Below are 24,466 nucleotides of genomic sequence, written 5' to 3' on the forward strand. Positions count from 1 at the left end.
TTAATTATGCATGTTCAGCCAACTGCACTTCGAAGCCATCTGGATCGGCAATGTAAATAAATCGCAGATGCGGATTGGGCTGGACGGGGCCTCGTACAATCGGGATACTTAATGCGGCGAGCTGCTCCATGGCTTCGTCCAGCGACCTTACCTCATAACCGATCGAAACACCGGCCTCTGGCTTGAGTGTGGTTTCGCTGCCCTCAATCAGTTCCAACTTCGTTTCATTTTCCAGTCCCAGCATGGCGATCTGCCGTCCCCGGCTTTCGAATCTGCGCTGAATCGGCAGCCCAAGCATGTCGTGGTAGAAACGGAGCGATGCTTCCAAGTCGCGTACCCGCAGTGTGATCCAGTTTAATCTGATCAACATCATGAGTCTCTCCTTTTTTACGTCATATTTATCAACGTTATGCTTATTATACGATAAGCTTGTGCGTGGGCCTACTATACTACGTTACCTTTGCATATAGAAGTTGGATTTAAAAGTGAATTCGAAAAACCGCCCAAGAATATTCTTGGGCAGTTTAGCTAAGAGTGCCGTTCAATGAGGGGGCGCTATTTTATTGAATCAGATCAATCGCATCCTGTGACACAAAGGCTTCTACGCCATTGTAGACAATTACGCCATCCAGGGTTGTCTTTTTGCCATTAACGAGCGCGATATTTTTGTAGATTTGCAGTTCAAGCTTGGTGCTACCTTTTGTTACGAGGATCTTCGGATTTTTGGCTTCCGTCAGGTCCAGCTTGTACGTTGCACCTTTGGCAGTAAAAGCCTGTTTGGCGGGCACAAACAATTGTTTGCTAACGCTATCGAGGTCAAGGTCCAGCACACGTGCCATGTATTTGGCTACATCCGTGTTGTCGATAACACCGAAAGGTCGATCATTATTCGGAGCGTACGTATACAGCACAACATCTCCGCCCATATGACCACCAGTGGTCCAGCCGATGCCGGAACGTTTGCTGATCATCGGTCCAACCGTATAATTGAGGCTGCCGGGACTGGCCGCTTTAATTGCAGCGATTTCCTCGGAAGTCAGGTCGGTAATGCCATAGTATTGCTTCATCACAGCTTTGATATTAGTGCGTTTGGCATCCAGCTTGGATTCCAAACCTTCGCCTGTTAGCTTGGCCTTTTTCAGAGGTCCGATAAATGTGGACAACGGCTCTTTATCATAGGTGCCTGTCGTTGAAGCATTACCGATGGTCAATCCACCGTTCTGGTGATCCGTGACAGCGACAACGACAGTTTCTTGATCTTTTTTGGCAAAATCCATGGCTACTTTGACGGCATCATCGAATGCCAGTACATCACTGATAATGCCGATTGGATCGTTGGCATGTGCTGCCCAGTCGACCTTGCTGCCTTCAACCATCAGGAAGAAGCCATCTTCATCTTTGGAAAGAACTTCGATCGCTTTAGTTGTCATCTCGGCGAGACTTGGCTGTTTAGCTGGATCACGATCCATATTATAAGCCATGCCTGCCGGGGCAAACATCCCCCACAGCTTGCCTGAAGTGGAAGCTTCCATCGCTGCCGGAGTAGTCACATAATCGTAGCCCAGTGCTTTGATGGATGAGACCAGATTTTCGCCATCTTTGCGTCCCGCAGGCTCCAAATAACTGCTTCCTCCACCGAGAACAACGTCCATACCGTTATAGACCTGCTGTTTGCTCAATGCATCATAGTTTTTGCGATCCGGATAGTGGGCGGAGAAGTCAGCTGGTGTGGCGTGCATAATTTCAGATGTCGCAATAATGCCAGTTGCTTTGCCTGCCAGTCTGGATGCTTCCAGGATAGAAGCAACCGGTTTTTTCGCATCTCCCGGTGCGATGGCTTTTTGTCCAGGCATCGTTGCTTTATCAGGCAGTACTCCGACATACCCTGTATGTGATTTGTGACCTGTAGCAAAGGCTGTTCCCGCAGGGGCCGAGTCCGCAATCGGCGCATCCGCAGAGTGTGTACGAACCATGCCACTAGCCATGGAGTCCAGTGTAAGAGAGGAACCTTTGTACCAGCGAGCCAAAGCTGTTGCGTCGTTCGCCATACCGTCCGGGATCAGGATGATTACATTTTTGATCGGTGAAGCAGATGAGGTGGTGTTTTCCACAGCCCATGCTGCACTACTGCCTCCCAGCGTAGCTGTAACAATGGTCGTAACCGCGAGCATCATTTTGGCAGCACGGGTATTGAATCGATTTAACATGAACACATCCTCCTAATGATATGTATAGTTTGGTATCCAAAACCAGTGTATACAATCAATGATAAATGCGCGTATGTACTCGATTAACTAAATGTAAATTTTACGATTAGAGAAGCGCGGCTGGATAGGTTTTGGATATTCGTCATCTCATTATGGAAGGGACAAGGTGTTTCAATCAGCCGGCGCTTTTTTGTTGAAGGACAGAGGGGCAGCAGATATGCAGCAAGAAGCTTTCTCTCAGTAGGGGTGTGAAGTACTTGATTAGAAGAATCGCGAAACAGGATTAGCGAGCTAAGGTATAGAATTCGTAGTGTAAAGGTGTATGCATGATGAAATAGAGAGTTTGATGAGAGAGGTGAGTGACCATGATTGATATTATTGCGCTTCGACGAGACCTTCACAAATATCCCGAGCTGGGATTCACCGAATTTCGTACGGCTGCAAAAGTCGTGCAGATGTTAACGGAACTGGGTTACCGTGTGACTTATGGAAAAGATGCCATTGATGACACATCGCGGCGAGGTCTGCCAAAGCCTGAAGTGTTGGAAGATGCATATCAGCGTGCCATCGATGAAGGGGCAGATCCAGCGATTGTGCAGCAGATGCGAGGGGGATTTACGGCAGTTGTCGCTGAGTTACAAGGAGAACAGGAAGGACCAACAACGGCGTTCCGCTTCGATTTGGATGCACTTCCGATCCGTGAGAGCAAGTCAGATAAACATATACCACAAGCGGGGCAATTCCGCTCCAGTCATGAAGGCATTATGCACGCTTGCGCACACGATGGACATACAGCCATTGGGCTTGCACTTGCAGAACGTTTGAGTAACCGAAATTTCGCCGGGAAGATCCGTCTGCTGTTCCAGCCTGCTGAAGAAGGTGTGCGTGGTGCGTATGCCATGGTCGAAAAAGGTATGCTGGAACAGGTAGACCGTCTTTTCTGCCTACATCTGGGTACAGGTGTGCCATCCGGTCATGTCAGAGGGGCGTCTGCCGGATTTCTGGCAACGACCAAGCTGGAAGCCCATTTTACAGGTGTGGCTTCTCATGCGGGGGCCACCCCGGAGGAAGGACGGAATGCTTTGCTGGGAGCATCTACGGCACTCCTTAATATTCATGCGTTGCCTCGGTTTAGCACGGCAGATACACGCATTAATGTGGGTATTCTTGAAGGCGGAACAGGAGCCAATATTATTCCCGAGCACGCACGGATGGTGATTGAAACCCGTTCAACGAGTGAAGAAACGAATCGTGAGCTGGAGCGACGGGTGCGTCAGATCATCGAGCACAGCGCGGCGATGCATGAGTTAAGCTCCACGGTTGAAGTCATCGGCGGTGCAGTCCCTATTCGCTGTGATATGGAGCTTGCAGAGCTTGCTGTGCAGCAAACTGAAGGCATCGCAGGATTTACCCATGCGGAGGCAATTTCGAATGGTGCTTCACTCGGAAGTGAGGATGCCAGCTACATGATTCGGCGCGTACAGGAACAAGGTGGGAAAGCAACGTATATGATTATTGGCAGCGAGCTGCCTGCTCCGCATCACCATCCGGAATTCGATATTGATGAAGCAGTGTTGGCTCCTGCGGTAGAACTGCTGGAGAGATTGGCTCGGACGCGCTAGAAAGATATAACTACAACCAAGGAGAGGCTTTCACTTACATATCAGTTAAGGAGGTGAACGCGCTTCAAGGCAGGAGTATGAGCGAACGTACTGAGGAGACTGCATAAGTTTCACAGGCACAGCTCAAAAATGGCGTTGGAACCTTGGAGCAGAGTTGGATGAAACATATACAAGATCAGGGGTTCAAACCTCAAACATTGCAGCAGACGAAATATGGAGCCATTGACGGAAAAATCTATGAACAATACGGTACGCTCGGCTGGCTAGGCGTTCCTTATGCAGCACCTCCGGTAGGTGCATTACGCTGGAAAGCGCCGTGTGAACCGGATGCATGGACCGGGACTCGAACAGCCAAGGAATTTGCTGCGTGCAGCTTGCAGTTATCCGGCGAAACGATAGCCGGAAGTGAAGACTCACTGTATCTCAATATTTGGCGTCCGAATACAACCAGTTCCAAGCTTCCGGTAATGGTGTTTCTGCACGGCGGCGGGAATATGACCGGATCAGGCAAGGATTTTCAGGGTGAACAGCTAGCGCGTAACACGAACAGTATTATCATATCGGTGAACTATCGTTTGGGAGCTCTTGGGTTCTTTCAAAATGCTGCATTGAAAACCGGAAATCCTCTTGATGATTCGGGCAACTATGGCTTGCTTGATGCATTCCGTGCACTGCAGTGGGTACAGGATAATATCGAGGGATTTGGCGGAGATACAGGCAATGTTACGTTGGCCGGGCAGTCGGCAGGAGCACGTAATGTTCTGGCAGCATTAATCTCTTCGCTAAGCAAAGGGTTATTTCAGAAAGCAGCTGCGTTCAGTGGTGGCCTGACCACGGCTGCACCGGAGGAAGGAGAGCAAAAATCCGAGCATGCACTTGTGAAATTGCTCGTGCAAGAGGGTACAATGACCTCTATTGAACATGCGAGAACATGGATCGGCATGCAGTCTCAGACACAACTGGCGAGTTATTTGCGTGAGTTGCCTGCGGACAAGTTGGTCACTGTATATGGTTCAACGGCGATCCGTATGCAGCCATTCCCACATCTATTCCGTGATGGAACGGTCATTCCAAGAGAAGGTTTCGATGCCATCAACAGCGGTAATTATGCACAAGTTCCTGTTCTGCTGGGCAGTTTGGAAACCGAGTTTTCCAGCTTTGCTTTCGGTGATCCATACTTTGTACCCTCATTTCATGATGAAACTCTGTTTACAGATGAAACCAAGGCCGAACAGTATGCCGCAGCTCTGAAATATGGTAGTGAGGTTTATGCAGGTTTTAATACAGAGCGGGTAGCTGAACGCTTGAAGAGTAAAGCGGGACAGCCACCTGTATACGCCTATCGTTTTGCATGGGGAACACAGGCTGGGGTCATTTCCGAAAGACTGCAAACAATGCTGGGCGCACCGCATGGCGCGGATATGGACTTTTACACAGGACACGCAGACGGCGTCGTTGCCCTTTTCCCTGAAGGTTATTTTAGTGAACAGAACAAACCTGGCCGTGAGGCATTGTCTGCAGCGATGGCAGCATATTTGAAGCAGTTCCTTTACACAGGTAACCCGGGTCGTGGTGGATCCTCGGAGTTGGCAGAATGGACACCTTGGTCAAAAGACGCCGAAGCACCAATTATGCGCTTGGACGCAAGCAGTACCACAGCTGAGATCGGCATGTCTACGCAATATAATGGAGGCAAGGATGTCGTAATGGCGAAAATGAAAAAAGAATTGCCAGACGAGACATACAAGTTGCTGACGGAGAAGGTATTTGCCGGACGTTTTTTCTGGGAATAAGTCATGTGAAAGGACACGAGAGAATGCTCTCTCGTGTTCTTTTTTAGTTGCAGGCGTATCTCCTCATTCTTCAATGTGAAAATACCATATCTATAGGTGGTTTCTGGATTTTTTTCGTATGTAGAATAGTGATCTCGTCATGGGGCTGGTCTAAAAGCAGAAATTGAGGTAGAATTATTGAGAATTATTCTCAATTAAACAAATCTCTATCTGAGAGTCATGATCAAGTTATAGACGAGGTGAGAACACATGGGTTTCGATTCGTTAGCTGTCGTATACCAGCATTACTTAACGCAGGAACCATTCAGTCAGCAAGATGAAAATACGTACCTGCTCTCTGCTAAAGCGGGCAGTGGAAATATAAAAAGAGTAACCACGTATAGTGGTATCGAAATTGTGTATTCTCAGATTAAATATAGTGAACCATGCTCTACGTTCTTTGCGTCGAATATTCCTATCATTGAGCTGCAATTTGCCTTGTCAGGTGCACGTTACGTAGATATATCTGGTCAGGAATATACGCTGGCCACTGGGCAGGGAGCACTCATTATGATGCGTGATTTTGAAGCCTGGTTCCATCCGCCTGCGCAGGAGAACTATACTTCTTTTGCCATCGGAATTCCGATCTCGTTGTTCAATTATGCGGGCGCACAATTGGCAACGAGCCAGTCCATTCGGTTTCAGGACATTTTAGGACATTGTGTGTTCAAACCGATTATATTTCAGCTGGATCACAGAATTCGAACGATGATTGACAGTCTGATTGTGGAATTGAACAATCCCTATAGATCTTTCTTAATGATGGAAGCGACCGCATTGGAGATATTGAATCGGTTTATGATTCAGCTGTTTGATCTGGCGCCTATCCCTTCAGGATTCTCCAGAGAGGATATACGGAAGTTGCATACCGCCCGGGAGATTATGGAGGCATGCATGGTAGACCCTCCATCCCTGCTGGCGTTGTCCAAACAGGTGGGTCTGAACGATTTCAAATTGAAAAAAGGCTTCAAAGCGCTGTTTGGCACTACCGTATTTGAATATTTACGCCAGATTCGTCTCGACAACGCTATGAAATTGCTGCGTAGTCAAGAAAACAACGTCACTGAGGCAGCGATAGCAGTTGGTTACAGCAATATCAGTGCCTTTTCTCAGCAATTCTATCGTAAATTCGGCGTGAAGCCATCGGAAATGAAAAAAATATATTAATAATCCGTCTAACCGTTAATTGTTCCGTATGGAGGCAGTCGAGATTCTCTCAGCCTTATATACTCCAGGTACAGTGGATACTGTACTGAAAAATAAAGGAGTGTATGAGCGTGAACAGAATTAGAGGAAGTATCTTTTTTAGCGTATTTGCAGCGATGTTGGGTCTTATGCTTATTGCTCCCATTATGCCGCCGCTTATTAGGGAACTGGGGATGAAAGAAAGTCATTCCGGACTCATTATTTCACTCGGGTCCATTGCCATGGCTGTGATGGGTCCGGTATGGGGCAGATTCAGTGATCTGAAAGGCAGAAAACCCATCATATTGATTGGATTCATAGGTATGTCCATAAGCTGTGCGTTGTTTGCATTGGCGATGTATAGTGGATTAAATGCGTGGATCGGAGGGGGATTTCTGTTAACCCTTCTAATTGTAACACGGAGCTTGATCGGTATGTTCATTCCGGCAGTGTTATCCTCTTCTCAGGCATATATGGGAGATGTGACGGAAGGAGAAGAGCGGGGAAGCGGGATGGCGATTATTAGTGCCGCCAATGGGCTGGGGCTTGTATTTGGCCCTGCGATTGCAGGCGCTTTTACCATTATCGGTCTCCTGTGGCCGCTTTATTTTGGTATTTTTATTGCGGTAGCGGCGTTTATCATTGCGTTGTTGCTCATTCCTGCTGCCAAGCCGGTCATTCAGGAGAAAGCGCCCAAGGTTAACCCGCTCCAACGCGGTTTGCGTATGTATCTTGCTGCGGGTTTGGTTACGATGATTGGCATTATGACGGTACAGGTTGTCGGTGGATTTTATTTTCAGGATCAACTGGCATTATCTCCAGGGGCTACAGCCCGAATGGTTTCGTTCGGACTGATGTTCTCCGGGGCTGCGATGCTGATCATGCAGGTAATCCAGATGAAGTGGTTGAAATGGCAGCCGCGGCCGATGATTTTACTCGGGTCCCTTTTTCTGCTCGCAAGTATGGTTTTGTTTCTGATCTCCAGTCAATTGGTTGTCTATTATCTCTCATTCTTCCTATTCGGCATGGGCTCGGGTCTGATGATGCCTGGTTTCATGGCGGGAGCTTCTCTTTCGGTTAGCAAAGAACAGCAGGGCGGCGCAGCCGGATTGGTTGCAGCGATTCAGGGCATATCTGCCGTAATTACCCCTTTACTCACAACAACGTTGTATCAGGTGGATAAACATATTCCATTCATGCTGGTAGCACTGTTGGTTGTCATCATGGGTATTATGATGCTGGGCATTAAAAAGGATCAATCTGGTCCAGTGCAGGCAAAGGAGACTACACGTTCTGCATCATAGTCAGATAAAGCCAGAAGGTCAAAAAAGGTCAAAATTAAAGAAAGCAGAATCTATTTTAAGGGAATGAGTCGTGGCTTGGAAAAATCGTTCTTTTTGAGCTTTAACGGATTTTGAGCAATTTAGGGATCGATTTTATAATTAGACGTGTAAGCAACAACTAAACCAACCACACATAAGGAGCTGATTTTGATGTTTGATCTGATTCCGTTTCGCAAACGAAATGAAGACTTGTTCGGACACATGCTGAAATCCTTCAATGACATGGTTGAGTCTCCATTCCTCTCTCCATTCGGAACCGGTGTACAGTCATTTCGGACCGATATTCGCGAAGAAGAAAACAAATACGTGGTAGAAGCCGAGCTTCCCGGCATCGCCAAAGAGGATATAGACATTCAGGTTGAAGGTAATGAACTGATCATCCGTGCCAAACGGAATGAAATGACTGAGCAGAAGGATGATATGAATCGAATCATTCGGCAGGAGCGACGCTCAGGTGAATTTATCCGACGTTTCTATGTGGAGCATATTGATGAGGAAAACATCAAAGCCAGATTGGAAAATGGATTGCTGAAGCTCGACATTCCGAAACTGCCGGGTGAAGATCACAGCCGAAAAAGCATTCAGATTGACTGACACATATAAATACAGGAGCGTTATCCATCCTTCATGGCAGGCAGCAAGCAGGAAGCGTTCTTGATGATATTCCCCGGGCCCTCTCCTGGGGAATTTTCACATCTTTATTTAACCAGTCTGATTGAACATTTACAGTCTATTTCTTGGTCATTGGGAGACCACGGTTTCATCACAAGCCGCGTGGCATGATCCCGGCTGATTCACGTTACTTCTCAGCCGCAACCTGCATCAGCTTGTAAATCTGGCGGGTCGTGTTCACGTTCCGAACCGTCATATATTTGTAGACCTTGGAGCCTATGAGCTTGTTCATACCACTTTTGGTAACAAGTTCTTTACTGACGGAATATAAAATGGCTCCGGGAACATATAGCAATGTGCCGATCTCCGGTTTGATGGGCAGTTTGTCCAGAACGGATGCATTATCCACTTCATCCCAGAGGAACATGACATCACTTTTGACCGTGGCATCATTTTTCCAGTCCTCCGGTAGTGCCTGAATAACAGTTCGGACTTCATCCAAATTACGTACCATCACTTTGATCTGTAAGCCAAAATCGACAGCTATGGCTTGTTCAAGAATCTGGGATAATTCTGTATTCGCATCCACGCGTTCCTGATGATCGGCAAAGATAATATTTCCTGAGTTGATATATGTCACCACATCCAGCAAGCCGGCTTGCTCAAACGTTTCTTTTAACTGCTTCATATTGATTTTGTTATTCCCGCCCACATTAATGCCCCGCAGCAAAGCAACATAAATCATGATTCAACCCTCCGTATCTTGTGATCCTTTACTTTTAACGAAATGACAAATACTCGAATAAATGTGCAGTATGCTCTTCTCCCAGTAAATCATTCAATATAGGTTCGACATGCTCCAAATATTCGGGTATGGTTTCATAAGTTTCCTCGTCCTTCAATTCACCGGTATGGGTCCGTGCAGCTTCAATCAGGATGGCCAGTGCATTGAAAAAGTCTGTTAATGAATCGGCAATAAGCTGAGGTTCTTCACCTGCAAAAGCAGCATATACCGGTGAGTCCGGTGCAGCTGTATCAACGATTATTGGATCATCGTTAAAATTTGCGATGACAACATGATTTTTTTGCCAAGAGTCTGACTCCTCATAAGGTTCGTTCATTCCGATCCAGCGGTGCCCCAGTTGTTGACGATAGAGATGTTCAGGTGCAACAAAGAAGATTAGAGCTGCATCACCGATCTCGACAGCTGCATTTTTCATTTTGAGTGTGCCGTTGGCCTGTTCATCCATCATCTCGTAGTGGCTGTAAAGATATTGCAGCTCTGGAGAGAGCGGGATTCGTTCGTCCACTTCCGGCTGGCGGTGTTGTTCACGAGGACGCAGATCATGATTTTTGAAAAGTCCATATGCTTCATTATATAAATCTTGCTGCTCCACAAAACGGATTAGGGCGGCATTCAGCTGTTCCATCGGTGTCTGATCCCTCCTGGTGTTAGGATTATTTTTAAGCAGTTACATTCACTCATAGTCATAAGCATAAGCATAATCATAAGCATTATCATATATCAAAATGGGAAAAGCTTACACCCTGGTTATACAAATTCAACTAAACATTTTAATTGATGATGGGGAGCATCAGTTGAAGCATTATCAACGTGTGATTCTCACTGTAAAATAGCCAAGAATAAAAAATAAGTACAAAGAGCCCTTTCGTGATGAGAGGGCCTTTTGGCATACAAAGAGGATTGTTCTTTATGTATCCAAAGTAATGAAAATTAATATTTCTTATCCATAACCCAACAATTTCCGATATAATAACCAGATAGGTCATAGCAAAAGGATACTACCTCAGAGAGGTGATTTGGATGACGATTGACGTCCTCGTACGTAACAATGTGAAAGTGCTGGGAAAAGGCAGCCAAACGATTATCTTTGCACATGGGTTTGGGTGTGATCAGGATATGTGGCGCTATATTGTTCCGAGTTTTACGGAGAACTACCGAGTTGTTTTATTCGATTATGTAGGCTCAGGTGAATCTCAAATTAACTATTATGATCCAAACAAATACAGTGATCTACAAGGATATGCCCAGGATGTGCTGGAGATTATGGAAGCGCTCGACTTGAGTGATGTCATTTTTGTTGGACACTCGGTCAGCAGCATGATTGGCATGCTTGCTTCCATTCATGAACCTAAATATTTCAAGCAAATCGTCATGCTGGGGCCTTCCCCGCGTTATGTAAACGATCTTCCGGGTTATTATGGCGGATTTGATCGGCGTGACATTGATGAGCTGCTGGAAATGATGCAGATGAACTTTATTGGTTGGGCCAGCTATCTCGCTCCGATTGTTATGCAGAATCCGGAACGGAAAGAGCTGACGGACGAGTTGGAAAAAAGCTTCTGTTCGAGAGATCCGCATATTGCTAGACAATTTGCGGAGGTGACGTTTTTCTCGGATTGTCGGAATGAATTGGAGCGGGCCTCGGTACCTACGCTCATTCTTCAATGCTCGGATGACAGCATCGCTCCCGTTGAAGTGGGGGATTACTTGCATGCGCATCTGAAGAACAGTAGACTTCAACAGATGACGGCGAAGGGGCATTATCCACATTTAAGTCAGCCTGAAGAGACAAGCCGCTTCATTAAAGAGTATTTGCAGAGCGTGTAAAGTAAAATGAGAGGAAAGGCAATTATTTCAATGGATATTCAATTAGATATGGCTCCATGTGGCTATTTCTCAATCGCTGATTCAGGAATTATTCAATCCATCAATCAAACCCTGCTGACTCTGCTGGGATATGAACGCAACGAACTGCTGGGACGGCATATCGAGTCAACCATGTCGGTGACCAACAAGCTTTTTTTTCATACGTATTTCTATCCCTACATTCAGTTATATGGACATGTGGATGAGATGTACTTCTCGTTTCGGACCAGCGACCAACAGGATGTTCCGGTTCTTCTGAACGGGGTTCGCCGGACACGCAATGGAGAGAGCGTAATCGACTGTGTTGTAGTTGTCATGCGCAAGCGAATTGAACATGAGAAGGATATAATGAACACCAAAACAAAGCTTCAGGAACTATATCAAGCCACAAATGAGGCGAACCAGGAGCTTGAACGATTGCACGAAGAATATAAAGTGAAGCAGCAGGCATTGATTAAAGTAAATGATCAGCTGGAGACGATGGCCTCGACGGATCTGCTTACGGGACTCAAGAACCGCAGATTTTTTCAGGATAAAATGCTGGGAAGTTTGGCTCGCTTCCAGGAAACTCAGTGTGTTTTCTCCCTTCTGGTCGTTGATATTGACCATTTTAAGCATATCAACGATACGTATGGACATCCGATTGGAGATCTGGTTCTGGGTAACCTGGCAGGCTTGTTGCAATCGGTGTCACGGAGCACGGACGTGGTGGCGCGTTATGGCGGAGAAGAATTTGTCATTATTCTTGCGGATTGTGATCGACAGCAAGCTGTGACTATAGCAGAGAGATACCGTTCACAGGTCGCCTCTGCCGATTGGGGCGAGTATAACATTACAGTGAGTATTGGCGCGGCTACGGTTTCGCAGGAAGATACAGAACAGTCTTTGTTTCAAAAAGCGGACCAGGCGCTTTATGCCTCCAAAACAGGTGGGCGAAATCGGGTGACCCATGCAGCCGAAGCAGCGAGTAATGGTAGTAAACCTTCATAATTGATTAATAACTGTCGATATAATATTCAGCACTACTATCTCTATTAGAGGAAGTGAATATATTATTATGAATCAGGTTAAGGCTGTTTTGGCTGCAATACCATTTATTCGCGAAGCTACACGTCAGGATGTCTCCATATCGGTCATGGACCGGGAAAAGTTCCTGTTTTTCGAATCCGGCAACGCTTTGAAATATGATTTCATGGCAGGAGACCCAATTGCAGATATACACAGAGACTTTAAAATGTTAAAGAATGAATCCAAGACAAGGGAGCATTATCCGGCTGAGGTTTTTGGTATCGCCACGGATTCTTATTTCCTTCCGATTAAGAATGAACAGAACGAGATAGAAGCAGTCCTTTGCATTACATATAGTATGGATACCCAGGATCAATTGAAAAAACTGATGAATCAGGCAGGAGAAGTTACAAGCAGACTGATTGAGGGTATCCAGCATGTAGCTGCTCATTCGGAAGAGTTGAGTGCAACCTCGGAAGAAATTTTGAGCAATACGAAACGTGCGGTTGAAGATTCCAGTAATGTGAACGAAGTGGTTAGTTACATAAAAGAAATTTCAGAACAGACCAATCTGCTAGGTTTAAATGCTGCAATTGAAGCGGCGCGGGTGGGTGAAGCCGGCGCAGGCTTTGGAGTAGTAGCCACGGAAATCCGTAAAATGTCCACAGGTACCAAAGAAGCCACGGGACGGATTGAGCAGTCTCTTGACGCTGTGAAAAAGTCCGTACTGAATATGGAGCAGGAGATTGCCCAGATTTCAGTTTCTTCACAAGAACAGGCCAAACTGGTCACAGAGTTTATGAATGTAATTGATCAATTGAACGAAACCAATCACGGCTTGCGGAAACTGGTCGAAAAAATAACCGACGACGCTGAATAATAATTTGCTTCGTTAAGTCTGTACTTCAAATTCTAAAGACGAAAAACGCTCAACCACCATCATGGCTGAGCGTTTTTTCGTCTTGCTTAGAGTTTCACCAATTGGAATCATATCAATCTATTCATGGCTCATAAATCCATTTTCCTTGGCAGGTGAATTGGCTTGGAGAGTGAAATCCTCGTTCGCCTCATCTACAAATTGGGGGTTCACATACAATGAATGTACGTCATTTCCTGATCCCTCCGTGTAGGAGGTAAAGCCGGAATACTCCGTGTTTTTCCAGACCCACAGGGCCTCTTCTTGTGGTGCAGGGGAGTAGTACACATTATAATCAAACACATTCCCCGAATTACTGGTGTATTCATTGTAAATGAGCACGTCAGAGCTGCCCGATACGAGAATGTTTCGTTTGAACGTATTGTTCTTCGTTTGGGCTTGCAGGAATAACTGCCCATTGCCTGCATCCAGTAGGTCGTTATCCACTAACGTATTGTACATAATCATACTGTCCTCGGTGGAACCGCGCTGCTCATCATAGCCGCCCATGGCGATGCCTGTAAGCCTGTTATGAAAAATCAGATTATCCTGCAACGTAATGTTGCTGGTCGAACGTCCGGCATGCTCCGAAGCAATCTCGATCCCGATATCGTTGCGATATACCCGATTGTGGTCGATGATATGATTTTTGCCTCCATCCACGTAGATTCCTCCTGCTGAATTGCTATCATTAGGGAGAGTCGTTCCATAGGACGGATTAAGATTGGAAGAGATATTATAGATCTCATTGCCCCATACGATCCCGTTTCGCGCCAGATCGTAGGTGTCGTCCTCCGAAGTTCCTTCATACCCAATCAGATCAATGCCGATGTTGTCCGTATCATGGATCGTATTGTCCAGTATGGCAAACGTATCCACATTCCCGTTGACTGCGAGTGACTCACTTGAGCCTAGCACGAGATCATACAATTCATTATCCTTGATAATGATGTCTCGCAATGCTTGGGGATGCTCCGTACCATATATCGCGATTCCATGGGCATCTCTGCCTTGTAAATTGGGTCCTGAAGGTTTAGCCCCATTTGCAATGGAATGAATGGTGTTGCCCAGGAGTTGAATGTGCTCTCCTGACCCGTGAACATATATTCCAGTAGGCACTTGTCCCCGAAGTGAGGTTGTAAAGTTGCAGATTTCGAGATTTTGGATCGTAATATAGCTGGCATTTTCGACTTCAATCAGACCCTCTATGCCGCGTACCGACAGACCTTCACCATCAATGATGACCTTCTCCTGTGGATAGCTGGAAAACAGGGTTGGATTGCCTGATGAATTACCGCTTCGAGTGATTTTGACTTTTTGGTGATAGACACCTTCCCGCAAATAAACGGTGCTTCCCGGGGGAGCATGGTCGGCAGCATGCTGCAACGTTTTCCAAGGAGCTTGAATGGTTCCTTTGTTCAAATCGTTTCCTTGTGGTGATATGTAATACATCTTCTGGGTATCCGATACCTGCACGGCCTCGGGAGAAGGGACGGATGAAGCCTCATCCTTCTGACAACCGGTTGCGAACAGGATCAGGGCCAGGAGTGTAATTGCAGCTATACGATACAAGTTGAATCCTCCTTAATAAATAGCTATGAAGTTCGATTATAACAGATTTAAAGGGTGAGATAAGGCGTAAGATGCTCATAGAATTCCACAATGGGGAGAGGTATTTAGAAACGAAACAGGTGGTGAGTGTGATCTCGCCACCTGTTTGTATATGTTGCTTGTTATTTTCGGTCCCAGAGCACACTGTAGCGGCAGCAGATAAAAATGATGACATTGGCTGCTGCGGCTATGCCGAACACCAACGCAGGATTGGACAGCTCGGAGATCCAGCCACTTCCCCATATAGCCAAGGGCATGCCGAGTTTGAACAGAGAGCCGGTAATCCCGCTGATCCGGCCTATCATGTGATGCGGCGTGGATTCCTGACGGAATGTCCAGATGCAGATCGTGCTGATGGTTTGGAAAATACCAGATAGAAACAGGCCCACTGCAAGTCCGTAGGTTGAGTGGAACAAACCAAGGATCAGAAAGGCGAAACCTTGAAGCAGTGTGGTCATCACAATCAGCACACCAGCAGAATATTTGTGGCGCAGGGAGCTTACCACCAGACTGCCGATTAAACCGCCTACTCCGGCAGCAGATAGTACAAGTCCAAGCTCCAGATTACGCAGTTGCAAAGTGTCTTTGGCATAAAAGATGACGGTTGCATCCACCATACCTGAGGTCGCATTAAGAAAAATGACCGTAATGCTGATAACCAGTAACATATGGTTGCGACGCAGCTCGATCCAGCCTTCTTTAAAGTCCACCCAGAAGCCCTGAGGAGATGTTCCTCTGGACACAGGTGCGGAGTGCAGTGGTAATAGAATCATACAGGATATCGCAAGCAGAATGGCGGTAATTAACAGACCCGTATACAAGTTGGATAACATCAACAGCATTCCTGATAGGGCGGCACCCATGATGGTAATTAACGTTGTGGTGAAACCCAAAGCCGCGTTGGCTGAGGTTAGTAGTGGCGTGGGCACCGATTGCTTGATCATGCCAGCTGATGCATTGCGAAAAACATAACTCAGTGTCATCAGAATAAAGCCGCAACCGTAGAGTACATAAATGGAGGGTTGACCATATTGAAAAGACAGAAACAGCGCGAGCAGAAGAATAACCTGTAACACGATGGAGCCAATAGACCACCATTTCTTATGCACCCGGTCCATCAGTACACCGATAAACATGGCGAGAAACAGGTTCGGCAGAAATTCAATGCCACGCATGGTGGACATCGCTACAGGAGACTTTGTGAGTTCATATAAAATAAGAGGCAGAGCCAATTCATAGATTTGATTGCCAAGAGCAATGATGCCGCTGGCAGCAAACAGAATGATGAAGCTTGGATTTCTCCATACGGATGTGGCGAGTGTGGTGGTAGGTGTGGCGTGTACGTTGATTTCAGACATGGATAACAATCTCCTCTTTACGTGTGGTAATGAGGTCCATTATACTTTTGCAAAAGAGGAAGAAAAAGCGAAGCATTCACCAAGTCGACTTCGCCTTTTAGGAGGGTGAAGATGGACGCAGAAGAGCATTATCTGATCTTGCGCACTCACTTTGAGGGTGTGCCTGAGCAGGAAATGATTGAAGTCACGATGGAACAGGTCACTGAACTGCTGGATTGTTCGAGGCGTAATGCACAGCTTGTGCTGAACAAATTGACGGAATCCGGTTATTTGACATGGATACCCGGTCGAGGAAGAGGCAATGTATCCCGAATGTCTTTTAACGTATCGGTGTCGGATCTGCTTGCAGCCAAAGCGAAGCAGCTTGTGGAGAATGAGCAGCTCAATGAAGCATGGCGTTTAATTGATTCTTCCGGTACGCAGCGAATGAAGGATGACTTCACCGATTGGCTGGAACGACAGCTGGGCATCTTGCGCACCGATGGGGAGGAACGGGAGGTACTGCGTTTTCCCTTTTACCGGCCGGTCCCTCATCTGGACCCTGCGTGGGTTCAGCGGCGTACTGAATCTCATTGGGTAAGGCAGATCTTCGATACACTCCTCATATTCGATCCGGAGGAAAAACGTATTCTTCCTGGACTAGCTCATCATTGGGAATGGGACGACCCATCATCCCGGTGGCGGTTTTACTTACGTAAGGGAGTACGGTTCCACCACGGTCAGGAAATGACTGCACAGGATGTGAGATTTACATTTGAACGCATGTCAGGAAGGACATCCTCGGAATGGATGTTTTCTTTAATCAAAGCTATAGAGACTCCTGGGAGATATTGCATTGATTTTTATTTTGCCCAGCCCAATGCGGTATTTCTAGCTTTTCTCTGTACGGATCGCTGTTCGATCGTGCCTGAAGATTTGGGAGGTCCCGATAAAGCTGAATGTTTCTCAGCACTGCCGATTGGCACGGGTCCTTTCCGCATGATCAAAAATAATGAATCCCTGCTTGTTCTGGAAGCGAATGGCCATTACTTTGAAGGGCGTCCTCATCTGGATCGGATTGAGATGTGGGTGTGGCCGGACTATGAAGGACAGCCTGGGTCACACAGGACAAGCAGGGATATGCAGCTGTTATATTCGGGTGCGAGTAGAGAATCAACGAGTGAACCCTCTCTCAGCCAGTTGGAGAATGGCAGCACCTACCTGACCTTTAACCTGAACAAAGCAGGGATTCAGCAGAATATTTTATTTCGTCAGGCCATGGATCTGGGATTGGATCGGGAACGAATGATTAAGGAACTGGGTGGTCTCAGGCAGTGTGCATCGGAGGGGTTTGTGCTCAGTGGAGCGCAGCAGGATTACGCAGCGAGTTCTGATCTGGATGAAGCAAAAAAACGGATTCAGGGATCCGAATATGGCGGTCAGCCTCTGAACCTGTACACGTATGAATGGTTGGAAAATGAAAAAACGGCTGTGTGGATTAGCAGACGATGCAAGGAGATGGGGGTACAACTGAATGTGGTGAAGCTCCCGATTGAGCATCTGGCTGACCCCCAAGTGCTGGCACAGGCCGATCTGGTCATGGCTGGAGAAGTGCTTGGTGAGCAGGCAGACCTTACCCTGCTGGAGCTGTATCAATCCCGTTTCAGTTTCCTGCGTAATCACCTCAGCCCGGAATTGACCGCATATGTGGATGACAAGTTAACAGTATGCATGAGAGAACCGAGCCCGGACGAGCGAATGAAGCAGCTTTTGGACATTCAGGAAAAGCTCAAAAGTTCATCGAATGTCATCTTTCTGTATCACAGTCTTCAGAGAGCCCAGCATCACCCCATGCTTGAAGGCATTGCCTTAAATGCATGGGGAAAAATTGACTACAAGCATATCTGGGTGAAGCTTGCAACATAAAAGGAATAGTGTGAACGTATGGAGCAACTACGGCCTTATTGGATTTAAAGTAGATCGAAGGGAGAAATGATCATGCATAAATTATCCGTAAGCGAATTAGTGGATCGGGAACATCACGCTTGGGAGGAACTCAAGGAGCTATTGGACCATGGACAAAATAAGTACACCTATGTTCCTGCACCGCGGGAGGCAGGAGAGGATGCGCTCTATCGCCTCCAAGTAAGCACCAAATCCTATTTGGGAGCCGTTGCCTATGAGACAGAGGGAATCGTGTTGGATGATGGCTGGATTACGTTACTTGGATCGGGTGGTGACCGCATTTTTGGGAGTCTGACCCGTTGGAATGGTTTGGGTGACAAGCTGTGTGTACCCGCATTGGAAGGCATGATGATCGTCGCCTACGATGCCGCCGGTGGGTTTTTCGGAATGGATATGGGCAAGTATGGCCGTACAGGACATGTATACTATTTTGCCCCTGACACGCTGGAATGGGAATCGACAGAACTGGCTTACTCGGGCTTCATCAACTGGTTGGCTAATGGTGATCTGGAGCAGTACTATCAGACCTTTCGTTGGAAGGGTTGGCAGAACGACATGGGACGGCTTCAGACAGGACAAGTATTTGCGTATTATCCACCGCTTTGGACGGAGGAGGGCGGCGGCGAGAGCAGCAGCAAAGCTCCTGTAGCAGTGGAGGAAGCCTGGAAAGCAGCATTGGTTGGGAAATGATGTGCTATGACAGGGCTGTAGGGGAGGGAGAGTATGAATAACTTGAATATCAATAACATTCAGAAGCATTACAGCATTGTGTTTCCGCACGAATATCTGGAGTTCCAACGGAAGACCGACGGTCAAGCATTTGATATGATTGAAAATGGAGAGGTCATCGATTGGGAAATTCGTTTCTCTGCTCTCGATGATCAGTTCATTGCAAATAACATCAATCTGGTAGACGATGTGAATCCGGATCCGAGCCGGATTATTCCGTTTGCTTGGAGTGTCAGCAGCGGCAACAACTATTTATTGGATTACCGAAAGAATTCAGAATCTCCTGCCGTACTGGTTATGGATCATGAAGAGGCGATGGTGCGTGAAGATGCTGAGAGTGAATCAGAGACCCCGGAGGAAGCTCAGCAACTGCTGGAGGAAAATGTACGAGAGATCGCTGCCAATTTCAATGCATTCCTAGCTTGTTTAAAAGCCAGATCGAGTGATTCAGTAGAGTGATTCACCGTTTGAACAACGAAATGAACGACAAAAGGCTCGCGCTATGCGCGGGCCTTTTACTCGATTGAATACATGAATGTTTTGATTGAATGATATAGAATACATACATCCTAGTTTGAAACCTACCCAGTCTCAGTCATCGTAACCGTAGAAGTTGATCGTGCAGCTTTGTTATGCCAGACCACGATGACTAGCGAGATCAGACAGACCAAGAGCAGACATCCATATACATAATGATAGGCTTCCTCTATCGGAACGCCCGGAATGCCGTGAAGCAGCAGCCCGCAGACAGCGACGGATACCGAACCGCCAAAAAATTGGATCAACTGTAATAAACCCATACCGGAACCGATCTGCGCTTTGGGAAGCATCCGAGATGCTTCATTATTCAGCGAAGCTATCGAGGCGGAGAGTGCCGGGGAGAAAAAGAGATAACCTCCGGTGATGATTAGGGCTGACTGATTCAGACCCAGCATAAACAGAGCAAGTACTGCGGCAAGCAAAATGTGCCCGATCATCAGAAAACGCATATTGCCATAACGGTCGATCCAGCGACCTACGAAGCGGGTACAGAATGCCGAGACGATGGCTCCAGGAGCAATCAGCAGACCAATAGCCAGCGACGAACGGCCAAACAGATCAGCGAGCACTAGCGGCATCAGGAACAAATTGCCCAGATTTACGACCAGAACACAGAAGCCGATGAGCAGTAGCCGGGTAAACCCGGGTGTTCGGAATACATGTGGATTCACAAAAGGGAGGCTCGCCCTGCGAATATACACGATGTGCACAATAAGTGAAATGACACCGATGGTCAGCCATAACCATGACTGCTGAGTAATGGCAACCAGAAGGGTAGTTGCATTAATCACGGTTAATGCTGCACCGAACATATCAAAGGGATTCTCCGGTTTGGCCGTTTCACGCGGGAGAAAATAGAGCAGTACGGGCAGCGCAAGCAGGACAAGCACCGTAATAGCGAAAAGTCCATTCCAGCCCCAGTACTCACTAATGAGTCCACCCACAATAGGGCCAAGCCCAAACGCCATGGCACTGCCTGATGAGATCAGTGCGATGGCTGCTCCGCGCCGCTCCACTGGGATATAGCGGCTCGCGATAACAAGCCCAAGTCCGGCCATGACCCCTGCACCCGCAGATTGCAAAATGCGTGTCAGCAAAAGGATCGCAAAGCTGTGCGCAAATAATCCGAGTAATGAAGATAACCCCAGAATAAGCAATCCAACCGTCAACAATTTGCGTACCGGAATACGGTCAGACAATCGGCTGTAGATCACCGTCGACAAGGCATAACCAATCGAGTAGCTTGAAATGACCCAGGAACCCAGGTCCGATGTAATCTGAAGATCATGAATAATAACGGGTAAAGAGACGTTAAACATGGTGGTGTTCATCACAACGATGAACAGGCAGCAAGTCCAGAGAGGCATTACAATTTTATCTTTCACGTAACCATTCCTGTCTATGAATTCAATAAATCATTTTACGCTCAATCTTCTTATATGGCAATAATGTCATACGGATTCGTATGGTAATCAAACAAAAACGACGTCCTGACCAGGACGCCGTCTTTTGCATGTGTTCATTTTTAGGACGCAGTAGCTTGTGTGCCACGATTGCGAATCCACTTGATGACATCCATCAGAATGACCGCGGCGAGAGCAAGTCCCCCTGCGATAAGGAACTCATTCCAGCCAAAGGCTGCCGGGATGGCGAAGATGCTGCGAACCCCTGGAATCAACGTGATTCCATACAGGCAGAGACAAACCAGGATGGAGCCGAGGACATATTTGTTGGTGGTGAAGCCGACCTGGAAAATCGTCTGTGTGTTGGAGCGCGCTGCAAAAGTTTGCAGACTCCGTGCCAGAATTAGGGTCGTAAATGCCATCGCTACACTCATTTCCTCCGAGATCCCAAGTCCAATATATTGGGACACGATGACAGCCACTCCGATCAGAACACCACGTGTAATGACAGCCTGCAACGTTCCACCAGCAAAGATGCCTTCGTTGATATCCCGCGGTTTTCGACGCATGACATCCGGTTCAGCTTTTTCCGTACCCAGTGCAATAGCTGGCAGGGAATCATTCACCATATTGATGAAGAGCAGCTGGAGGGCTGTGAAAGGGTTCACCCAACCGACCACTAATGCAAACAAAATGGCGATAATCGCCCCCAGGTTTCCTGCAAACAGGTACGCAATGGCTTTTTTGATATTATCGAATACCATACGCCCTACACTGACTGCATTCACGATGGAGACAAAGTTATCATCCGTCAAAATCATGGCTGCCGCGTCTTTCGCGACATCCGTCCCGCTGCCCATCGCTACGCCGATGTCTGCCTGTTTCAGTGCAGGTGCGTCGTTGACGCCATCTCCGGTCATCGCTGCAATCTTGCCTTTGCGTTGCCACGCACGCACGATGCGGATTTTATTTTCAGGAGATACACGTGCATACACCGAGATATGTTCGAGCTGCTGATCGAGTTCTTCATCCGACAGTTTGTCCAGCTCTGCTCCGGTAAGGGCCAGATCATCCGGGCCTGCAAGTCCGATATCAATACCGATCGCTTGGGCTGTTGTTTTGTGGTCGCCAGTGATCATGATCGTGCGAATGCCTGCCTTCTTGGATTCTTCGATGGAACCATATACCGCTTCACGTGGTGGATCAATCATGGCTGTCAGACCAACAAGTGTTAGATCATATTCGTCCTCTACCGTGACCTGATTTTTGTCATCAAACTTTTTGTAGGCGTAGGCTAGCACACGGAAGGCCCGTTTGGAGAAAGCTTCATTCTTTTCTTCAAACTGCGTTCGAATCTCAGATGTCAATGGCTGAACTTCACCGTTCATAAATACATGACTACAGCGACTGAACAGCACATCCGGTCCACCTTTGGTCAGCAAAGCCGTCTGTCCTTCAAATGTGTGCACAGTGCTCATCAATTTCCGATCCGAGTCAAAAGGAAGCTCGGCTTCACGCGGAAACTGGTCACGAATTTCATTGTAATCCTTGTTCACCCGGTTACTGAAGGCGATGAGCGCTACCTCGGTGGGATCACCAAGTTCCTTGCCTTCCTGGTTAATATTCGAATCATTGCAGAGTACTGCAATATGTAACAAACGCCGTTCCTCTGCAGACCACTGTTTGGGATCATCGGGGAATTGATCTTTTGTGCCATGGGGAATGTAATAGTCCACCACGGTCATTTTGTTTTGAGTGAGCGTTCCTGTTTTGTCAGTACAGATAATACTGGCAGAACCCAAGGCTTCCACGGCAGGAAGACGTCTGATGATGGCGTGCTGCTTGGCCATTTTATTCGTTCCCAGAGACAATACAATCGTCACGATGGAGGAAAGAGCTTCTGGAATGGCAGCGACAGCGACGGCAACTGCGAACATTAGGGCATTCACAATAGATGGTCCGATATTTTCCGTTCCTTCAGTTAGCCAGACACGTCCTGCTTCGATGGCGAAAATAAGAATCGACAAGCCTAGGATAAAGAAGCCAAGCTTCTTACTAAAGGATTCCAATTTCCGTTGCAATGGAGTTTCCTTCGCCTCTGCATTTTCAATCAATTCGGCAATCTTGCCGATTTCCGTTTTCAGCGCTGTACCCGTAATGACGAGCGTACCCCGACCATACACCACCAGTGATCCACTGAATGCCATATTGCGACGGTCACCGATCGGAGCTTCTTCCGGGATGGCATCTGTGTGTTTCTCTGCTGCTTCGGATTCTCCTGTCAGCATGCCTTCGTTGATGCGCAAGCTGCCTGATTCCAAAATACGGCCGTCTGCCGGGACATAATCCCCTGCATCCAGCAAGACAATATCGCCGGGAACAAGTTCCCGCGCGGGAATCGTTTTTTTCTGCCCGTCACGAATGACTTTGGCTTCGGGAGCAGACATTTGCCGGAGTGCATCCAGAGAACTTTCGGCCTTTTTGGTCTGCACAACGCTGATTACCGCATTTAACAGAATGACGAGAAAAATGATTAGCGATTCGATCAGGTGTCCAAGGACGATCTGAACAGCGGCCGCGATCAGCAGCACGATAACCATGGGATCTTTAAAATTTTCAATAAATAGCTTCCAGATGGGGGTTGCAGCTTTTCCCTTTAACTCGTTATAGCCTTCCGTCTCCAGTCTCTTCGCAGCCTCAGAGGTTGTGAGCCCGTCCGTGGAACTCTGAACGTCCTGAAGCGTCTCCTCTGCGCTGTGTCTGTAATATTGCAAATGACCAGCTCCTTGGATCATAGATTTCAATATGCTTCACTTGTATTACCCTTACGGGCAAAATATAGAATCGTTCCATTTCATTATTTTTTATGTACACATTATTTTTCATAAGGAGTTCAGATATGCCTATTTTTAAATTTTTTATTTTCAGTGATGCACTTAGATGACATGCATCACTGAAATGTTGAATGAACTAACGTTGGCGAGTATGACAGATTAGATCAATCGGTAGCCGGGAGGAAGCTCACCGGTTCTTCTAATTTCACGAATCTGTGCCAGTGTTAACCGCTGATTGGAAGAAATGAGGGATTCCACATCACCTCTACGCAAGAAGTCATCCAGTTCACGAATGATTCGATTGCCCCGCAGTACAACGAAATTGTCACGAAAACGTGAACGATCAAATAACACGAGTGTGGCGTTTGGATTGGTAGAGAAAAATTTCAAACTTTCGATCCCTGTCAGAACGGCGTCAATATCGGCAATTCCAAGATTACCACGATATACTCTCCGAAGGCCTCTGAAATTCTCTTCGCTGTATACGGTTAATCGAGGGTGAATTTGGGAGATAGAAACTTGTTTGACCATATAATGATTCCTCCTTTGATTTCACACAAACTGTCTATGACAGAATGCGCTATTCGACAGGATATGCTGAGGATCAAGTGATGGCTTGGATGATAGTCTTGGAGAGATAATTACAAGGTT

20 protein-coding genes are annotated in these 24,466 nt (G+C 47.0%); 11 read left to right on the forward strand and 9 right to left on the reverse strand.

The features are described 5' to 3' along the window. Positions 1-4: 4 nt before the first annotated feature. Together MHB84_RS20805 and MHB84_RS20810 are read right to left on the reverse strand one after the other, a co-directional pair. Entirely contained in the window at positions 5-370 is a 366-nt protein-coding gene (locus MHB84_RS20805) for a VOC family protein (protein ID WP_076287957.1), read from the reverse strand. Positions 371-560: 190 nt separating this feature from the next. Beyond that, a complete protein-coding gene (locus MHB84_RS20810; RefSeq protein WP_143764596.1) occupies positions 561-2,174 on the reverse strand; it encodes an alkaline phosphatase in 1,614 nt (537 codons plus the stop codon). 398 nt (positions 2,175-2,572) lie between these two features. Between MHB84_RS20810 and MHB84_RS20815 the strand changes: the two genes are divergently transcribed. The 5 genes from MHB84_RS20815 (at position 2,573) to MHB84_RS20835 (ending at position 8,783) form a co-directional block, all read left to right on the forward strand. Continuing rightward, positions 2,573-3,829 carry an amidohydrolase gene (locus tag MHB84_RS20815; RefSeq protein ID WP_076287959.1) on the forward strand — a complete coding sequence of 419 codons (1,257 nt, stop codon included), beginning with the start codon at positions 2,573-2,575 and terminating at the stop codon, positions 3,827-3,829. 158 nt (positions 3,830-3,987) lie between these two features. After that, positions 3,988-5,622 (forward strand): carboxylesterase family protein, encoded by a 1,635-nt coding sequence (locus MHB84_RS20820; RefSeq protein ID WP_083678785.1) that lies wholly within the window; start codon positions 3,988-3,990, stop codon positions 5,620-5,622. Positions 5,623-5,871: 249 nt separating this feature from the next. Continuing rightward, complete coding sequence (locus tag MHB84_RS20825) at positions 5,872-6,828, forward strand: helix-turn-helix transcriptional regulator (protein WP_076287960.1); 957 nt, start codon at positions 5,872-5,874, stop codon at positions 6,826-6,828. A 110-nt stretch (positions 6,829-6,938) separates the two neighbouring features. Further along, the gene (locus MHB84_RS20830; protein ID WP_076287961.1) at positions 6,939-8,150 is read left to right on the forward strand and encodes an MFS transporter; all 1,212 of its coding nucleotides are present in this window, start codon (positions 6,939-6,941) and stop codon (positions 8,148-8,150) included. A 189-nt stretch (positions 8,151-8,339) separates the two neighbouring features. After that, positions 8,340-8,783: an Hsp20/alpha crystallin family protein gene (locus MHB84_RS20835; protein WP_076287962.1), complete on the forward strand. Its 444-nt coding sequence runs from the start codon at positions 8,340-8,342 to the stop codon at positions 8,781-8,783. 205 nt (positions 8,784-8,988) lie between these two features. Here MHB84_RS20835 and MHB84_RS20840 read toward each other — a convergent pair whose 3' ends face one another. Further along, a complete protein-coding gene (locus tag MHB84_RS20840; protein WP_076287963.1) occupies positions 8,989-9,546 on the reverse strand; it encodes a DUF1697 domain-containing protein in 558 nt (185 codons plus the stop codon). A gap of 34 nt (positions 9,547-9,580) precedes the next feature. Further along, positions 9,581-10,231, reverse strand: coding sequence for a hypothetical protein (locus MHB84_RS20845; RefSeq protein ID WP_076287964.1), 651 nt, complete (start codon positions 10,229-10,231; stop codon positions 9,581-9,583). 395 nt (positions 10,232-10,626) lie between these two features. Here MHB84_RS20845 and MHB84_RS20850 point away from each other — a divergent pair, with 395 nt between their 5' ends. The 3 genes from MHB84_RS20850 (at position 10,627) to MHB84_RS20860 (ending at position 13,360) form a co-directional block, all read left to right on the forward strand. Further along, positions 10,627-11,433, forward strand: a complete 807-nt coding sequence (locus tag MHB84_RS20850; RefSeq protein ID WP_076287965.1) for an alpha/beta fold hydrolase — start codon at positions 10,627-10,629, stop codon at positions 11,431-11,433. A 30-nt stretch (positions 11,434-11,463) separates the two neighbouring features. After that, positions 11,464-12,462 carry a sensor domain-containing diguanylate cyclase gene (locus MHB84_RS20855; protein ID WP_076287966.1) on the forward strand — a complete coding sequence of 333 codons (999 nt, stop codon included), beginning with the start codon at positions 11,464-11,466 and terminating at the stop codon, positions 12,460-12,462. A gap of 67 nt (positions 12,463-12,529) precedes the next feature. Then, positions 12,530-13,360: a methyl-accepting chemotaxis protein gene (locus MHB84_RS20860; protein ID WP_076287967.1), complete on the forward strand. Its 831-nt coding sequence runs from the start codon at positions 12,530-12,532 to the stop codon at positions 13,358-13,360. A gap of 117 nt (positions 13,361-13,477) precedes the next feature. Here MHB84_RS20860 and MHB84_RS20865 read toward each other — a convergent pair whose 3' ends face one another. Further along, a complete protein-coding gene (locus tag MHB84_RS20865) occupies positions 13,478-14,968 on the reverse strand; it encodes a right-handed parallel beta-helix repeat-containing protein (protein WP_076287968.1) in 1,491 nt (496 codons plus the stop codon). Positions 14,969-15,129: 161 nt separating this feature from the next. Next, positions 15,130-16,365 (reverse strand): MFS transporter, encoded by a 1,236-nt coding sequence (locus MHB84_RS20870; RefSeq protein WP_076287969.1) that lies wholly within the window; start codon positions 16,363-16,365, stop codon positions 15,130-15,132. Positions 16,366-16,476: 111 nt separating this feature from the next. On the opposite strand from MHB84_RS20870, the gene MHB84_RS20875 reads away from it, so the two are divergent. The 3 genes from MHB84_RS20875 to MHB84_RS20885 all read left to right on the forward strand — a co-directional run bounded on the left by MHB84_RS20875 (position 16,477) and on the right by MHB84_RS20885 (position 19,497). Continuing rightward, positions 16,477-18,270: an SgrR family transcriptional regulator gene (locus MHB84_RS20875; protein WP_076287970.1), complete on the forward strand. Its 1,794-nt coding sequence runs from the start codon at positions 16,477-16,479 to the stop codon at positions 18,268-18,270. A gap of 72 nt (positions 18,271-18,342) precedes the next feature. Further along, positions 18,343-18,999, forward strand: a complete 657-nt coding sequence (locus MHB84_RS20880) for a DUF2625 family protein (protein ID WP_076287971.1) — start codon at positions 18,343-18,345, stop codon at positions 18,997-18,999. 33 nt (positions 19,000-19,032) lie between these two features. After that, positions 19,033-19,497, forward strand: coding sequence for an SMI1/KNR4 family protein (locus MHB84_RS20885; protein WP_076287972.1), 465 nt, complete (start codon positions 19,033-19,035; stop codon positions 19,495-19,497). Positions 19,498-19,619: 122 nt separating this feature from the next. On the opposite strand, the gene MHB84_RS20890 is transcribed toward MHB84_RS20885, so the two are convergent. The 3 genes from MHB84_RS20890 to MHB84_RS20900 all read right to left on the reverse strand — a co-directional run bounded on the left by MHB84_RS20890 (position 19,620) and on the right by MHB84_RS20900 (position 24,346). Next, entirely contained in the window at positions 19,620-20,963 is a 1,344-nt protein-coding gene (locus tag MHB84_RS20890) for an MFS transporter (RefSeq protein WP_076287973.1), read from the reverse strand. 140 nt (positions 20,964-21,103) lie between these two features. Continuing rightward, positions 21,104-23,755: a cation-translocating P-type ATPase gene (locus MHB84_RS20895; protein ID WP_076287974.1), complete on the reverse strand. Its 2,652-nt coding sequence runs from the start codon at positions 23,753-23,755 to the stop codon at positions 21,104-21,106. Positions 23,756-23,974: 219 nt separating this feature from the next. After that, the gene (locus MHB84_RS20900) at positions 23,975-24,346 is read right to left on the reverse strand and encodes a hypothetical protein (protein ID WP_076287975.1); all 372 of its coding nucleotides are present in this window, start codon (positions 24,344-24,346) and stop codon (positions 23,975-23,977) included. Positions 24,347-24,466: the final 120 nt, after the last annotated feature.

Origin of the sequence: Paenibacillus sp. FSL F4-0087 (assembly GCF_038020215.1) — a bacterium.
GTDB classification, from domain to species: Bacteria; Bacillota; Bacilli; order Paenibacillales; family Paenibacillaceae; genus Paenibacillus; species Paenibacillus taichungensis.

What these genes read in the sequence shown, in the direction of transcription:
- MHB84_RS20860 (WP_076287967.1), top strand. Translation starts at nt 12,530, where the DNA reads ATGAATCAGGTTAAGGCTGTTTTGGCTGCAATACCATTTATTCGCGAA.
- MHB84_RS20850 (WP_076287965.1), top strand. Translation starts at nt 10,627, where the DNA reads ATGACGATTGACGTCCTCGTACGTAACAATGTGAAAGTGCTGGGAAAA.
- MHB84_RS20875 (WP_076287970.1), top strand. Translation starts at nt 16,477, where the DNA reads ATGGACGCAGAAGAGCATTATCTGATCTTGCGCACTCACTTTGAGGGT.
- MHB84_RS20805 (WP_076287957.1), bottom strand. Translation starts at nt 370, where the DNA reads ATGTTGATCAGATTAAACTGGATCACACTGCGGGTACGCGACTTGGAA.
- MHB84_RS20880 (WP_076287971.1), top strand. Translation starts at nt 18,343, where the DNA reads ATGCATAAATTATCCGTAAGCGAATTAGTGGATCGGGAACATCACGCT.
- MHB84_RS20810 (WP_143764596.1), bottom strand. Translation starts at nt 2,174, where the DNA reads ATGATGCTCGCGGTTACGACCATTGTTACAGCTACGCTGGGAGGCAGT.
- MHB84_RS20885 (WP_076287972.1), top strand. Translation starts at nt 19,033, where the DNA reads ATGAATAACTTGAATATCAATAACATTCAGAAGCATTACAGCATTGTG.
- MHB84_RS20840 (WP_076287963.1), bottom strand. Translation starts at nt 9,546, where the DNA reads ATGATTTATGTTGCTTTGCTGCGGGGCATTAATGTGGGCGGGAATAAC.
- MHB84_RS20845 (WP_076287964.1), bottom strand. Translation starts at nt 10,231, where the DNA reads ATGGAACAGCTGAATGCCGCCCTAATCCGTTTTGTGGAGCAGCAAGAT.
- MHB84_RS20900 (WP_076287975.1), bottom strand. Translation starts at nt 24,346, where the DNA reads ATGGTCAAACAAGTTTCTATCTCCCAAATTCACCCTCGATTAACCGTA.
- MHB84_RS20870 (WP_076287969.1), bottom strand. Translation starts at nt 16,365, where the DNA reads ATGTCTGAAATCAACGTACACGCCACACCTACCACCACACTCGCCACA.
- MHB84_RS20815 (WP_076287959.1), top strand. Translation starts at nt 2,573, where the DNA reads ATGATTGATATTATTGCGCTTCGACGAGACCTTCACAAATATCCCGAG.
- MHB84_RS20855 (WP_076287966.1), top strand. Translation starts at nt 11,464, where the DNA reads ATGGATATTCAATTAGATATGGCTCCATGTGGCTATTTCTCAATCGCT.
- MHB84_RS20835 (WP_076287962.1), top strand. Translation starts at nt 8,340, where the DNA reads ATGTTTGATCTGATTCCGTTTCGCAAACGAAATGAAGACTTGTTCGGA.
- MHB84_RS20820 (WP_083678785.1), top strand. Translation starts at nt 3,988, where the DNA reads ATGAAACATATACAAGATCAGGGGTTCAAACCTCAAACATTGCAGCAG.
- MHB84_RS20825 (WP_076287960.1), top strand. Translation starts at nt 5,872, where the DNA reads ATGGGTTTCGATTCGTTAGCTGTCGTATACCAGCATTACTTAACGCAG.